Origin of the sequence: Chroococcidiopsis sp. CCNUC1 (assembly GCF_023546805.1) — a bacterium.
GTDB classification, from domain to species: domain Bacteria; phylum Cyanobacteriota; class Cyanobacteriia; order Cyanobacteriales; family Chroococcidiopsidaceae; genus Chroococcidiopsis; species Chroococcidiopsis thermalis.
Map to the genome: position 1 here is coordinate 3,850,839 of NZ_CP097480.1, position 13,146 is coordinate 3,863,984.

General features: G+C 44.6%; 11 protein-coding genes. 7 read left to right on the forward strand and 4 right to left on the reverse strand.

Annotation, left to right across the window (positions count from 1 at the left end; genetic code table 11):
- Window positions 1-91: 91 nt before the first annotated feature.
- Both M5J74_RS17975 and M5J74_RS17980 read left to right on the forward strand, forming a co-directional pair.
- Window positions 92-1,720, forward strand: coding sequence for a GAF domain-containing protein (locus tag M5J74_RS17975; protein ID WP_250012658.1), 1,629 nt, complete (start codon window positions 92-94; stop codon window positions 1,718-1,720).
- A 108-nt stretch (window positions 1,721-1,828) separates the two neighbouring features.
- Complete coding sequence (locus M5J74_RS17980; protein ID WP_250012659.1) at window positions 1,829-1,981, forward strand: hypothetical protein; 153 nt, start codon at window positions 1,829-1,831, stop codon at window positions 1,979-1,981.
- Here M5J74_RS17980 and M5J74_RS17985 read toward each other — a convergent pair.
- Entirely contained in the window at window positions 1,930-2,574 is a 645-nt protein-coding gene (locus M5J74_RS17985) for an HAD hydrolase-like protein (protein WP_015155449.1), read from the reverse strand. The two genes, M5J74_RS17980 and M5J74_RS17985, sit on opposite strands and share 52 nt — an antisense overlap.
- Window positions 2,574-3,533 carry a tRNA epoxyqueuosine(34) reductase QueG gene (gene queG / locus M5J74_RS17990; protein ID WP_041463225.1) on the reverse strand — a complete coding sequence of 320 codons (960 nt, stop codon included), beginning with the start codon at window positions 3,531-3,533 and terminating at the stop codon, window positions 2,574-2,576. The genes M5J74_RS17985 and queG overlap by 1 nt, the downstream gene beginning before the upstream one ends.
- 244 nt (window positions 3,534-3,777) lie before the next feature.
- On the opposite strand from queG, the gene M5J74_RS17995 reads away from it, so the two are divergent.
- Together M5J74_RS17995 and M5J74_RS18000 are read left to right on the forward strand one after the other, a co-directional pair.
- The gene (locus tag M5J74_RS17995; protein WP_250012660.1) at window positions 3,778-4,299 is read left to right on the forward strand and encodes an orange carotenoid protein N-terminal domain-containing protein; all 522 of its coding nucleotides are present in this window, start codon (window positions 3,778-3,780) and stop codon (window positions 4,297-4,299) included.
- Between the two features lie 162 nt (window positions 4,300-4,461).
- Window positions 4,462-4,884: a ketosteroid isomerase family protein gene (locus tag M5J74_RS18000; RefSeq protein ID WP_015155452.1), complete on the forward strand. Its 423-nt coding sequence runs from the start codon at window positions 4,462-4,464 to the stop codon at window positions 4,882-4,884.
- 43 nt (window positions 4,885-4,927) lie between these two features.
- Here M5J74_RS18000 and M5J74_RS18005 read toward each other — a convergent pair whose 3' ends face one another.
- Both M5J74_RS18005 and M5J74_RS33145 read right to left on the reverse strand, forming a co-directional pair.
- Complete coding sequence (locus M5J74_RS18005) at window positions 4,928-5,359, reverse strand: hypothetical protein (RefSeq protein ID WP_041463227.1); 432 nt, start codon at window positions 5,357-5,359, stop codon at window positions 4,928-4,930.
- A gap of 214 nt (window positions 5,360-5,573) precedes the next feature.
- Complete coding sequence (locus tag M5J74_RS33145) at window positions 5,574-6,320, reverse strand: response regulator transcription factor (protein WP_039717060.1); 747 nt, start codon at window positions 6,318-6,320, stop codon at window positions 5,574-5,576.
- Window positions 6,321-6,989: 669 nt separating this feature from the next.
- On the opposite strand from M5J74_RS33145, the gene M5J74_RS18020 reads away from it, so the two are divergent.
- The 3 genes from M5J74_RS18020 to M5J74_RS18030 all read left to right on the forward strand — a co-directional run bounded on the left by M5J74_RS18020 (window position 6,990) and on the right by M5J74_RS18030 (window position 13,068).
- Window positions 6,990-8,762 (forward strand): PAS domain-containing protein, encoded by a 1,773-nt coding sequence (locus M5J74_RS18020; protein WP_250012661.1) that lies wholly within the window; start codon window positions 6,990-6,992, stop codon window positions 8,760-8,762.
- A gap of 166 nt (window positions 8,763-8,928) precedes the next feature.
- Window positions 8,929-9,360 carry a response regulator gene (locus tag M5J74_RS18025; protein ID WP_015155457.1) on the forward strand — a complete coding sequence of 144 codons (432 nt, stop codon included), beginning with the start codon at window positions 8,929-8,931 and terminating at the stop codon, window positions 9,358-9,360.
- A 78-nt stretch (window positions 9,361-9,438) separates the two neighbouring features.
- A complete protein-coding gene (locus M5J74_RS18030) occupies window positions 9,439-13,068 on the forward strand; it encodes a PAS domain S-box protein (protein ID WP_250012662.1) in 3,630 nt (1,209 codons plus the stop codon).
- Window positions 13,069-13,146: the final 78 nt, after the last annotated feature.

Genomic DNA, 13,146 nt, shown 5'->3' on the forward strand with positions numbered 1-13,146 from the left:
AGTATTGCAAAAATTTAAAAATGACCTCAATATGCTAAATGTGAAAGTTTTTCGGCAGTAGTTTTCAGAGTATTAGCCAAGCGAGCGCACAATGAGTCAAATCCCTTTCCATTTTGCCGAGCAGTATTCCACCCGTAGACGTACCCCTACCTCTCAATGTATCCAAATTAATAATTTTAGCAGTATAAAAATTTACGACTCTAGAGATAATTATCCGCCATCTTGCCGGAATAATCCAGACCCAGGGACTAAGCTTTCCAAGCATCGCCTTTGGTGGCAAAAAAGCAGTTTTAGAACCAAGCTCGTAGCGTTAATTATTGCTGTTGGAATTTTGCCAGTTTTGACTGACAAAACCCTTGCGCAAGCCGACGATCGCCTAGTCCCGCAGTTTAATGCCCAAGCTGAAGCCCGCGTGGACAATCCAGACCTGGCTGATTCTCCCACTCAGCTACCAGTGACTCTTTTAATTGAAACTGTTGTCGCATCGCTGCTACTAATTGGTTTGTTGACTGCTTTTTTTGCTAATCGAGCTATGCGTCCAGCAAAATCTGCTGTCGATGCAGGTGAAAAGCCAAAATTAGAACCGGATGAATCTTACTCTCCGCTAGCAATTCTCAATAGTGCAGCACTGGAAAAGGTGGATGTTAGCCATCAACAAATTGCCACGATTGAGTCAGCTAAAATAGCGACGGAAATTTCGCTCAAATTTCGACAAGCACAATATCTCAACGAGTTATTAAAAACCGCTACGAAGGAACTACGTCGCGCTCTCAGTGCCGATCGAGTTTTCGTGTATCAATTTAATCCTGACTGGAGTGGTAATGTTGTCGCTGAATCTGTTTTACCTGGCTTACCTTCCTGCTTAAAGATTAAAATTACCGACACATATTTTTCTGAATCGAACGAGGGCGTAGAAAAGTATATCAATGGTCGAATTTGCGTAACTCACGATATTTATGGGGGAGAACTGACCGATTGTCATATTAAATTGTTAGAACAGTTTGCGATCAAAGCGCAGATGGTAGCGCCAATTACCAAAAACGGTCAACTATTTGGTTTATTGATTGTTAATCAATGTTCTGAACCTAGAGTTTGGCTACCTCATGAAGTTGAGTTATTCTCCCATTTGGCAAAACAGGTAGGAGTAGCATCCGAACAAGTTACATTTTTAGAAAAGCAGGAAGCCGATGCCGAACGTGCCGATTTACTCACAGAAATTACTTTGCGAATTCAGCAAGCTCAATTTTTAGAAGAGTTACTGAAAACTGCTGTGAAAGAAGTCAGGCGTGCGATCAAAACCGATCGCGTAGTCGTTTACGGTCTAGATTCTAGTAATTGGGATGGCATTGTCGTGGCAGAGTCTGTTGCCCCAGGCTGGCCCCAAACTTTAAGAGTGAGAATTGACGATCCTTGCATGAGAGAAAAGTATGCCGAAATCTACAAGCAAGGTCATGTCACAGTCATTGATGATATTTACCAAGCGGGACGAGTTGAAGACTGCTATCGCCGATTATTAGAGCAGTTTGCAGTTAAAGCTAATTTGGTAGCACCAATCTTGAAAAACAATGAGTTACTGGGATTATTAATTGCCCATCACTGTTCCGAACCGAGAAATTGGCAACAGGAAGAAATTGACTTATTTGTTCAGTTAGCGACGCAAATAGGATTTGCGATCGATCGAGTCAGCTTGATGGAAGAAATGGAGACAGACGAGGAGTAGGCAGTTATTAGGGAGCAGGGAGCGCACGAGCAGGGAAGAAGGGGACAAGGGGGACAAGGGGGACAAGGGGGACAAGGGGGAACTCGCTCTTCCCCGCGACCGAAGGGAGTGGGGATAAGGGGGAGAAGGGGGCAAGGGAGCGGTCAACCAACAACCAACAATTACCCATTACCCATTACCCATTACCCATTACCCATTACCAACAACCATCAACTAGTCTTTAATTTATCGATCGCCGCGATGAGTTCTGCTGGTTGGTGAATGAGAAAATCGGGCTGATATTGTTCCAGGGCTGCGGCGGAGTTGAAACCCCAACTAACGGCGATCGCAGTGACTTTACTTCTTTTTGCTGCTTCTATGTCTCTGGTTTCATCTCCGATATAGACGCTCTCTGACGGTGCAATCTTCTCTTGCTTCAAAATCTTTTTGATGACTCTACTTTTACTGAAGAGAGCGGCTTCTGTATAAATAAAATCAAATAAATAATCCATATCATTGAGTTCCAAAAAAGCAAAAATATTATCTTTAGAGTTAGAACTCAGGATGCCGACTTTATCGACTCGTTTTCTCAATTCGAGTAAAGTTTCTTTAATCTCGGGAAAAGGTTGAATTTTAGAAATTTCTGCATTCAGCTCTGATTTGACTTTAGCAACTAACAAGGGAAATTTGAGAATTGAAATTCCTGATTGTTTGATAATTTGACGCGAACTCAGGTTTTTAATCTGAGCAATTTCTGCGGTGCTAATGGGTTTATGTCCGAATTCTACAGCTAAGCGATTAGTAATACCGACAATGGAGTGAAGTGTATCGGCAATAGTACCGTCAAAATCAAAAAAGATCACCTTAATGGTCATTACAGTGAATCGGAATAAACAATCGTAGCCGACGATTCAAGATTAGCACGGGCGTTCCTTCTCAGCATTTCGGGTTTGACCCGCCGCAAGGCTGAACCTGTAAAGCGCCGATCCCACTCGCCGTCTTCTATTGTTGCTAGTTCTGTGAGTTTTGGTGCGAGATTGTGTGCATAAGGATGAAATTCATTGATATCTGTCGTGCGAGCAAAACGCTGGTTCCAAGGACAAACATCTTGACAAATATCGCAACCAGCTACCCAACCGTCAAGACGGGAAGCGATCGCTTCAGGTAGCTTTTCGGCACGATTTTCGATTGTATGATAAGCAATGCAGCGATTGGCATCGACAACAAAAGGCTGCGTAATTGCTTGTGTGGGACATGCCTCTATGCAGCGAGTACAATTACCGCAATGTTGCGTATGGGGTCGATCTGGGGTCAAAACTAGGTCAGTCAACACTTCACCCAAAAATACCCAAGAACCATATTCTCGTGTAATCACATTACCATTTTTAGCAATCCAACCGATACCTGCCTGTTGCGCCCACGCTTTATCTTGAATTGGACCCGTATCAGCATAGAACCGCGTTTGGATATCTGCTGCTTGCGATCGCAACCACTGACTCAAGGCTTTGAGCTTTTTATGCAATACTTTGTGATAATCTCTACCCCAGCCATAACGAGAAATTTTTGCATTTGTTGGATCTGTAGAATGCTGGTGAGGAGTGTAATAGTTGAGCGCCACGCAAATTAGCGATCGCACTTCTGGCATGACTAAACGAATATCCTCGCGCTTGGGGTTTGCCATCCATGCCATATCTGCTTGGTATCCCAGTTGCAGCCAAGCTTGCAACCTCTGCCGCTCCGCAGTTCCTACTGCTTCCACTGCGGCAATGCCGACTTTGTGAAACCCCAATTCTAAGGCTTTTTGTTTGATTTGGTCGCTGGTTAAGTTAGTCATTGGTTGATGGTTGTTGGTTGATGGTTGTTGGTTGTTGGTTGACAGTTCTTGCTCCCTCAGCTCCCTGGGCTCCCTCAGCTCCCTGGGCTCCCTCAGCTCCCTGGGCTCCCTACTGATAACTGATAACTGTTTCATTGATTTGTTAATTTTATTTGCTTTTCGTAAATAAGTATTGCAGTATATGAAATAGGAGGAGAGATTTGAGCATTTTTTCACCACTTTGTCAAGAATCTCTAGTGCAGACATGACGTATACAACCGAATCAGCTTTTTCTTTTGCTTCCAATCGCCTTAAGTCTGATTTTCAGCTAGCTGATGCCGTGCCTGCTACCATTTCTTTGGTGAAGCGCCTCAGCACCGACGACCAATTAGCGCTGCTATGGTACGCTTACACGGAAATGGGTCGTTCTATCACGCCTGCGGCTCCTGGGGCAGCTCGATTGCAACTTGCAGAAGGTTTGCTCAATTCTTTGAAACAAATGTCTCACGCTCAGCAGTTAGAGGCAATGCGCGACTTGGTAGAGCGAAAAAACACTCCAATTAGCCGCAGCTACGGTATTTTAAGCAATAACACTAAATTAGCTTTTTGGTATGAGTTATCAGAGCTAATGGTTCAAGGTTTTGTCGTTCCTATGCCTACAGGATACCAGCCTTCTCGCGATGTGAATGAAACACTGGCAACGATTAAACAGCTCGATTTCGGTCAACAAATTACCGTTTTGCGGAAACTTGTCGCTGATATGGGTGTCGATCCTTTAGCAGATTAGTTGTTCGTTATTTGTCATTGGTCGTTTGTCATTCGGATAGTACCCACAAATAACTGATAACGAATGACAATTCCTAGAATCCTTCTATAGGGGCAGGTTTTGACCTGCTCTTATATGCGATCGTGAGCGTTAAGAGCAGGCTGTTTTTGTCAAGAGGGATGAATGAATCGCATGGAAGCATCAACGCGATCGCCGCAGGATACGGTACAACAAATAGCAGGAATTACAGAATCTACCATTATTCGTTACTTTGACACATTAAACACAGAAAATTATCAAGCCTGTGCAAATTTATTCGCTACAGATGGAGTGATGTATCCTCCTTTTGAAGAAGGAATTGTGGGACGAGAGGCGATCGCTTCCTTCTTGCAACGGGAAGCCCAGGGGATGAAGTTGGAGCCAGAGCGAGGAATTTCCCAGGTTGTGGAAGGCGATTTAGAGGTGCAAGTCGTGGGGAAAGTGCAAACCCCTCTGTTTGGCGTGAACGTTTCTTGGTTCTTTTTACTCAATTCTCAGCAAGAAATTGCTGCCACCAAAATCAAACTCTTAGCCTCACCGCAGGAGTTGTTGAGTTTGAAGCGGTAGAAAGTTGTATATCTTAGGTACTTTAAGCCAACACTTAGGTACTTTAAGCCAACACTTGCTGAAAAGATTTTGCTAGGAGTTGGCGACCCATTTCGATATCTTTAGGACTGCATTGCCAGTCTGGATATGCAGTCATTAGCAGACTTTCTAAAGTTTCATAATCGAATAAGTGCCATACAGTAGCACCATTCACCTTTGCGGAGATGGCATAACAGTTAGAGCTGATGCAGTAAATAGTAGAAGTACTGGCTGCCCGCGCTACAGTCATTTGTTCCCCTGCTTGCAAGGCTCTAAATTGACGAATTGCTTGCTTGAACTCGTCAAAAGAGGAGACTGTTAGCCCTGGAATTGCTACGATCGCGCTGCGATCGCCATTAACAGCAATCCAGTAGTGATGGCTAGGATCGATTGCTTCCAACCAGGGTAGTTCATCATCAAGACGGTAGCGCGGAGACAAAGCAAATAACTGTGTCATGGGTATATCTGGGTTCTGAATCTTACGCCCAATTTCAAGCGATCGCATAGCTTGCCTCGTGTGACCTTGCCATGCAACCCTTTACCCTACTATTAGACATTCACTACCGATTGATAAACCTAACTTAACAAAATTTATAGTAATACTCGCTATAAGTTTAACTTTTGCAAATATCTATCTGTAGAGACGCGATGTATCGCGTCTCTACAAAAACCTAACCAACCAATCCAGATCTGAGAGCGCGGACTGCGGCTTGAGTGCGGTCATCGGCACAGAGCTTATTCAGAATGTTACGGACGTGAGTTTTTACCGTACCGACGGTGATGTATAGTTTTTCCGCAATTACGGCATTACTACAACCTTCTACAATTAGTTGCAATACCTCTAATTCTCTTTCGGTGAGGGGGTAAGCAGCTAACATTTGGTCGTAGTCTTCATCAGCTGCGTGGATAGCAACAGTTTTGTTGTCTTTGTCTTCTTTACTAACTTCGGCGACTACAGCAGCAGGAACTTCGGCAGGTGCGGGTTTGACTTGCTGTAAAACAATGCGGGCGATCGCGGGATCGATCCAAGCATTACCGCTGTGGGTGACGCGCAATGCTTCTAGTAAGTTATCGAAACTAATATCCTTCATGCAATAAGAATCAGCCCCCGCCGCAAAAGCAGCTAACACTGCTTCTCGATTGTCTCGCAAAGTCAAGATCAAAACTTTGGTAGTGAATCCTTCTCCCTCGCTTGCGGCTGCCTTAATCTCTCTAGTTAGTTCAATGCCATCTTTATCAGGTAAACCGATATCCACGATCGCAATATCGGGATGGACTGTCTGCAATAACTGCAAACCCTCGCTAGCGTTGGCAGCTTCGCCTACCACTTCAAGTTCTTGCCGCTGTTGTAGTGCTGTTCTGATCCCGACGCGAGTGAGGTCGTGGTCTTCAATTAAAGCAACGCGAATTTTACTCATGTTTTTTACATTGTTCATTTGTCATTGGTCATTTGTCATTGGTCTGGTACTAAATGACAGATGATGCTTTGGCTGCATGTCCTACAACTGAAAGTCAAGTGGGATTCAAAGCGAGGTAGACGCAGCCCTTACTCACTGCTCTAGCCATTCCATAAACTCTTGTAGGAGTGCTATATGAAGTAAGTTTTTAACTCTAGCTTTGTTCAACAATTCAATCTTAGTACTTTTATTTACATTGCCATCCTCATCAGCTTTCATGCTCCATCATTGCCTAGACAATCTTTTGCTATCCTGCAAAAACCTCTACTTATGGCTTTAATACTTTTGCCCGGGTTTTTTCATCCCCCTCAAGAGAGAACTTTTGACTCTTCTCTTATTTTAAATTTTTTTAAATTTAAGGTATTTTAGCTTAAATTTATCATAAAACTTAATTCGATAATGGTTGTAAATTTTTTGGCATAAAGGACAACAATTTTTATTAAAAACTGCCGAAAAGGCTATATGTAAAGACTTTTTGAAAATTCTAATATTTAGATTTTACCCTTCCATACCACTCTATTAAGTTAATATTTTAGCTGAGATACTGGTAGGATAAATTTTATGAATCGAGCAGTGTCATAAAATTTTCTCTAGCATAAAAATAAAGTTGCTAATACAGTCAAAAACTAAATGAGCCAAATAGAAACAGTTCCTGGGGAACTTTGGCAGACCATCCATCCTGAAGATCGCGATCGCTATTACCAGCAACGGCAGCAAGCGATCGCTTGCCAGCAGGCTTACACTGTCTCCTACAGAGTTTTGGCAGCAGATGGAAACTATTATTGGTGGCAAGAACAAGTTATCCCAGAAGCGAGTGACGTACCGGATCGGCAAGTCACTTGTATCGATCGAACCGAAGTAAACTCGACCGAACCGGAATCGGCAAAGACACCAATAAAAACAGCACAACTAGAAGCCGTACAACAGAGATTTCAAGATTTAGTCAACGGGCTGGAAGACACAATCGTTTGGGAATACGATGCAGCAACAGCGCGATTTACCTTCGTCAGTCAAAGTGCAGCAGAAATTTTAGGCTACCCGGTGGAACAGTGGTTAGAGCAGCCGAACTTTTGGCAGAATCTCGTTCACCCTGAAGATCGGGTAAATATAGGACATTTTTACCACCAGGAAAAGCGAGAGCGCGATTGTAGTTTGGAATACCGTTGCATAGCCGCAGATGGACGTGTAGTGTGGTTGCGCGATCGCCTGCACTTTGCCCGCGATCGCGAGGAAAAATCTAAACTGCGGGGATTGATGTTGGATATCACCGCAGCCAAGCAAACAGAAGCAGAATTACGGGAAAGCGAAGCTCGATTTCGCACGATGGCAGACGGCGCACCCGTGATGATCTGGATGGCTGGGACTGATAGTTTGTGGGAGTTTGCCAATCAGTCTTGGTTAAATTTTACCGGACGCAGCTTAAAACAGGAATTGGGAGAAGGTTGGACGGAAGCAGTACACCCGCAAGATGTCTCTCGTTGCGTGAAAACTTATTTATCAGCTTTTCACAGTCGGCAAGAGTTCGCGCAAGAATTTCGCCTGCGACGGGCGGATGGTAAGTACCGTTGGATCTTTGAAAAAGGCAGTCCTCGGTTTACCCCCGACGGAAGTTTTGCCGGATATATTGGCTGCTGTTTGGATATTAGCGATCGCAAAGTTTCGGAAGACGCACTCAAAACGCGGGCAGAGGAATTAACTTATCTCACAACCGTACTAGCGCAAACTAACGTGACGTTAGAAAAGCGCAATCAAGAATTAGATCAGTTTGCTTATGTTGCTTCTCACGATCTCAAAGCACCATTGAGAGCGATCGCCAATTTATCAGAATGGATTGAAGAAGATCTATCAGACAAACTGACAGCAGACACGCGCCACCAAATGAACCTACTACGGGGGCGCGTCCATCGCATGGAAGCTTTAATTAACGGATTGCTGCAATATTCCCGCGTCGGACGAATGGACACGCCAAAATTTGAAGTTTCTGTAGGAGATTTGTTAGCAGAGGTCGTTGACTCCCTCTCTCCACCTGAAACGTTCTCAATTGAGATTGCACCCATGCCGACAATCGTGACTGAAAAATTACCTTTACAACAAGTTTTCACTAACTTAATTAGCAACGCCATTAAATACCACCCCAGGCAGGATGGCAGAGTCAGTATTTCCGTGCAAGAGTATGCCTCAAATTATGAATTTGTCGTAGCCGATGATGGGGATGGAATTGCGCCCGAGTACCACGACAAGGTATTTGGTATTTTCCAGACCCTGTCGCCCCGTGACACAATCGAAAGCACGGGAATCGGCTTAGCGATCGTCAAAAAAATTGTCGAACAACAAGGAGGTACTATTCGGCTAAAATCACAGCCAGGACAAGGAGCAGCTTTTTATTTTACTTGGAAGAAGTGAGCAGTTATCAGTGACTAGTGGCTGGTGGCTAGTGACTAGAGAAAAGTCCAGCCACTAGCCACCAGCCACTAACTACTCAATACTCCCTGCTCCCTCAAAAATACTACAAACGATTGAGGTGTATATGCTCCAATTTTAGTCAAGATGGAATATATAAAACTTCATAATGAAAGACAAAATGATTCATATTCTACTTGTCGAGGATGACGAAGTGGATGTCATGAACGTAAAAAGAGCGTTTAAGAAAAATAACATTACCAATTCACTCTACACAGCTAGTGATGGGATAGAAGCATTGTCAATCTTGCGAGGAAGTGAAGGCGAACCATCGCCAATCCCGCAAGAGCGGCGATTGATTTTATTAGATTTAAACATGCCCAGAATGAATGGAATTGAATTTTTACGAGAATTGCGAGGTGATGACAATCTCAAGCAGATCCCTGTCGTTATGTTGACGACATCTAACGAAGACAGAGATAAAGTTGAGGCTTACAACCTGAATGTTGCTGGATATATTCTCAAACCAGTCACGTTTGATAACTTTGTCCAAGTCATGGCAACGCTGAATAATTATTGGACCTTAAGTGAAATGCCTTAAATGAGTGGTGCGTGGTGCGTGGTGCGTGGTGAGTGAAAACTACCACTCCCGGCTCCAGACTCTCGATTCCTGATTTTTATGGAAGAACCAGTCAAAATTCTAGTTGTAGATGATGATGAAGTCGATCGCATGGCAGTGAAGCGAGCGCTAGTCACTGCTGGGGTGAAGATGGATTGGTCAGAAGCAAATGGCTGTGCTGAAGCGATCGCCCAGTTGCAACAGCAGCAGTTTGACTGCGTATTTTTAGATTATCGCTTGCCTGATGGCGATGGCTTGAGTTTAGTGCAACAAATTCGCTCTTTGGGCTTTACCGTTCCTTTGGTGGTATTGACAGGGCAAGGAGACGAGCAAATCGCCGTCCAGCTAATGAAAGCGGGGGCATATGACTATTTGTCGAAATCTAAACTGTCGGTAGAGGGACTAAGCCAGACTCTCCGCAATGCCATTCGCTTGCATAAAGCAGAATTGGCAGCTCAAGAGGCAAACAATCTTTTAAGAGAAAGCGAGGAACGCTATCGATTAGTAATAGAAGCTGCTAATGATGGGGTGTGGGATTGGTACTGTACTACCGATGAAGTTTATTGCAACGATCGGTTATTAGAAATTATTGGGGTCGAGCGGGCAGAATTTACTCACACCCCCACAGCACTATTAGATTTAATTCATCCAGAAGATTTACCCGAGATCAAAACCGTAGTCAGAAACCACCTGCTACACGGAGAAAAATGCGAAGCTGAGTTTCGGATTCTGCATTCCTCTGGGGAATATCGTCATTGCGTGGCTAGGGGAAAAGCTCAAAGAGATGCTCGCGGCTATCCGTACCGAATGTCGGGAATTGTGAGCGACATCACGGAGAGTAGAAGGCTGGATGCTGCGCTTAAAGCTAGCGAATCTCGGTTCCAGCGCTTGGCGGAAACAAATATCGTAGGTGTGATATTAACAAAGTTGAGTGGAGAAATTCTTGAGGCAAATCAAGCTTTTCTACAAATGGTGGGTTACACTGAGCAGGACTTAAAAGCGGGAAAGTTGCACTGGCAAAAAATGACCCCACCAGAATATGCCGAGCAGAATCGACTTGTCATCGAACAACTGCGCACGGCTGGTAGTTTTAATTATTATGAAAAAGAGTATATCCGTAAAGACGGAACGCGAGTGCCAATACTATTAGGTGCGGCAGTTGTAGAGCAGTCACCCGACACGGCAATTTGTTTTACTGTCGATTTGAGCGATCGCAAGCGTTCGGAAGCCGAAATTATTAGCCTCAACCGAGATTTGGCGCGACGAGTCAATGAGTTGGAAACGCTGCTCGACGTGATTCCCCTGGGAATTGCGATCGCCCAAGATCCGAAATGCCAGTATATTCGCGTCAACTCAGCAATGGCAAAGCTAATGGGGCTATCATCAACTGCTAATGCTTCTAAAAGCGCGCCATTAGAAGAACGACCGACATACAAAGTCTTCCGTCAAAGTCAAGAAATTCCTGCTTCCGAGTTACCCATGCAACAAGCAGCAAGCAGCGGTAAACCAGTGCTGGATGTGGAGTTAGACTTAGTAACCAAAGAAGGTACGCCCCCAGTCAAATTACTTGGCAACGCCGCACCTTTGTTTGACGAGCAAGGTCAATGCCGAGGCAGTATCGGAGCGTTTGTTGATATTACAGAGCGCAAACGGATTGAAGATCAAGAACGATTCCTAGTTGAAGCTAGCAACATTCTGGCTGCTTCTCTGGACTATCAAACTATTTTGAATAACCTAGCTCAATCGATCGTACCGCAGCTAGCAGATTGGTGTAGCATTCACATTCTCGAAGCAGACGGCTCGATCCGGCAGGTGAGCGTGGCTCATTCCGCATTATCTCAGGTACGGTGGCTAGAAGCTTTAGCTTGCCACTATCCTGTTAGTTCAAATAGTACGTTGGGCGTATCCCAGGTGATCCATACTGGGGAGTCAGTTTTATACCCAGAGATTGACGATCGCTTACTCCAAAATCTCGCCCGCGATCGCGACCATTTGCAGAGTTTACGTCAAATTCAGATGAAATCGGCGCTGTGCGTCCCAATTCAAGCGCGCGGTAGGACGCTTGGAGCAATTAGTTTTGTGGCAGCTGAGTCACAGCGAGTCTATACTAATGCCGACTTAATATTTGCCGAGGATCTCGGTCGTCGAGCTGGGTTAGCAGTAGATAACGGGCGGCTTTACCAAGAGGCGAATGAAATTGGCGAAAATCTGCGTCAGGCGATCGTAATTTTAGGCGAACAGCAGCAACAACTGCGCGTCTTGCAGCGGATTGGCAACCTGCTCAACCAACGCCTAACCGACGTATCCGAGCTACTACACGTTATCGTCGGAGCTGTCTGTGATGGAATCCCCGATGCAGATTTTGCCGCGATCGCCACTTACAATTCTGCGACTGACGAATTAGAAACTTCTGCCACAGCAGGTATTGGCAAGGAAAGATTGCTCTTAACCGAAATTCTCGATCCCGACTTGGGAGTCTTGAGGCAGGTATTTGAGACTGGGGAAGCGCGGCTGATTAGAGGGCGAAGGGCGCAGGGCGCAGGGAGTAGGGAAGAGGGACAAGGGGGACAAGGGAGTAGGGCGAAGGGCGCAGGGAGTAGGGAAGAGGGACAAGGGAGACAAGGGGGACAAGGAGGACAAGGGGGAAGAGGAGAATTTAATTCCGAATTCCGAATTCCGAATTCCGAATTCTCTTTGGCTCCTAGTTCCTTGTATGCAGTGCCGATCGCTTCGGTGAATGGAGAGCGTTTGGGTGTATTGGTGGTGGGAAATTGGCAAAATCTTGATGCTTTCGATCCTGAAGACCAAAATTTAATGGCAGCGGTAGGAGAACAGGCGGCGATCGCGATCGGAAATGCCCGTTTAATCCAGGCTTTAGAGGAACGGGAAGAACGCCTAGCTGCTCAAAATTTGACTTTAGCCCAGCAAAATCGAGAATTAGAGTTAACTAGACAACGGATCGAGCAGCAAAATCTCCAGTTGATCGAAGCAGCACGGCTGAAATCTCAGTTTCTCGCCACCATGTCTCACGAACTACGCACGCCCTTGAATGCCGTGATTGGTTTTGCGCAAGTTTTGTTACGTCAGCGTTCTGCGGCTTTGTCTGCAACTCAATCTGGCATGATCGATCGCATTTTGAGTAATGGCAAACATCTCCTTGCTTTAATTAACGATATTCTCGATCTATCTAAAATTGAATCAGGTCGGCTAGAACTGCAATTAGAATTAATTAGCTTAGATCGTCTGGTCTCATCAACTATTGACGAACTTAGACCTCTAGCGGAGCAGAAGCAGTTACCTATACATGTCGATTTGCAAACAGAAAATGTGACAATTGTTAATGATAGTAACCGCCTGCGTCAAGTATTAGTCAACTTACTTTCTAATGCAATTAAATTTACTGAATCTGGTTGTATAGAAATCAAAACTTGCGAACTTTCAAATACGCAATTTATGCTGAGTGTCAAGGATACTGGTATAGGCATTGCTACATCGGAACTAGATCATATTTTTGAAGAATTCCGTCAAGTCGATCAAACGATAACCCGTAAACATGGTGGAACTGGCTTAGGTTTAGCAATTACCAAATCGCTAGTCCACATGATGCAAGGCAAAATTTCAGTTGAAAGTCAATTAGGTAAAGGTTCGACATTTAACGTTGAGTTACCGAAGACAGTGACTGGTGAGTAGGAAGCAGGGGACAAAATTCAAAATTCAAAATTCAAAATTCAAAATTGATTCACGCACCACGCACCACTTATTCCAGAT

Bases quoted from the DNA above. Each gene is read 5' to 3' on its own strand.
- M5J74_RS18030 (WP_250012662.1), top strand. From the start codon at position 9,439: ATGGAAGAACCAGTCAAAATTCTAGTTGTAGATGATGATGAAGTCGAT.
- M5J74_RS17985 (WP_015155449.1), bottom strand. From the start codon at position 2,574: ATGACCATTAAGGTGATCTTTTTTGATTTTGACGGTACTATTGCCGAT.
- M5J74_RS17975 (WP_250012658.1), top strand. From the start codon at position 92: ATGAGTCAAATCCCTTTCCATTTTGCCGAGCAGTATTCCACCCGTAGA.
- M5J74_RS18000 (WP_015155452.1), top strand. From the start codon at position 4,462: ATGAATCGCATGGAAGCATCAACGCGATCGCCGCAGGATACGGTACAA.
- queG (WP_041463225.1), bottom strand. From the start codon at position 3,533: ATGACTAACTTAACCAGCGACCAAATCAAACAAAAAGCCTTAGAATTG.
- M5J74_RS18005 (WP_041463227.1), bottom strand. From the start codon at position 5,359: ATGACACAGTTATTTGCTTTGTCTCCGCGCTACCGTCTTGATGATGAA.
- M5J74_RS18020 (WP_250012661.1), top strand. From the start codon at position 6,990: ATGAGCCAAATAGAAACAGTTCCTGGGGAACTTTGGCAGACCATCCAT.
- M5J74_RS17995 (WP_250012660.1), top strand. From the start codon at position 3,778: ATGACGTATACAACCGAATCAGCTTTTTCTTTTGCTTCCAATCGCCTT.
- M5J74_RS18025 (WP_015155457.1), top strand. From the start codon at position 8,929: ATGAAAGACAAAATGATTCATATTCTACTTGTCGAGGATGACGAAGTG.
- M5J74_RS33145 (WP_039717060.1), bottom strand. From the start codon at position 6,320: ATGAGTAAAATTCGCGTTGCTTTAATTGAAGACCACGACCTCACTCGC.